1 protein-coding gene is annotated in these 536 nt (G+C 62.1%); it reads left to right on the forward strand.

What is annotated here, in order from left to right; all coding sequences use genetic code 11:
- Positions 1–536: cation:proton antiporter (locus tag FLP08_RS16830; RefSeq protein ID WP_162431118.1), on the forward strand; the 536-nt coding region annotated here is incomplete at both ends.

Consider the following 536-nt stretch of genomic DNA (forward strand, 5'->3'; position numbering starts at 1 on the left):
ATCGGCCCGCACACCCCGCCCTTCGGACTGATCCACGACGAAGACACGATCAAGACCCTGGCCGAACTCGGGGTGATCTTCCTGATGTTCTGCCTCGGCCTGGAGTTCAGCCTGCGCAAGCTCTTCCAGGTCGGCGCCACGGCGTTCATCGCGGCGTTCCTGGAAATCGTCCTGATGATCTGGATCGGCTTCGAGATCGGTCGCTTCTTCGAGTGGAGCACCATGGACTCGCTGTTCCTCGGCGCGATCCTGGCGATCTCCTCCACCACCATCATCGTCAAGGCGCTCGGCGACCTGAAGATGAAGAACGAGCGCTTCGCCCAACTGATCTTCGGCGTGCTGATCGTCGAGGACATCCTCGGCATCGGCATCATCGCCCTGTTGTCGGGAATCGCCGTGAGCGGTTCGGTGGAAACCGGCGAGGTGTTCTCCACGGTCGGCAAGCTCAGCCTGTTCATGATCGTCGCGCTGGTCGGCGGCATCCTCCTGGTGCCGCGCCTGCTGGCCTACGTGGCGAAGTTCGAGAGCAACGAGAT

It is taken from the genome of Christiangramia aestuarii, from assembly GCF_009735585.1.
Taxonomy (GTDB): domain Bacteria; phylum Bacteroidota; class Bacteroidia; order Flavobacteriales; family Flavobacteriaceae; genus Christiangramia; species Christiangramia aestuarii.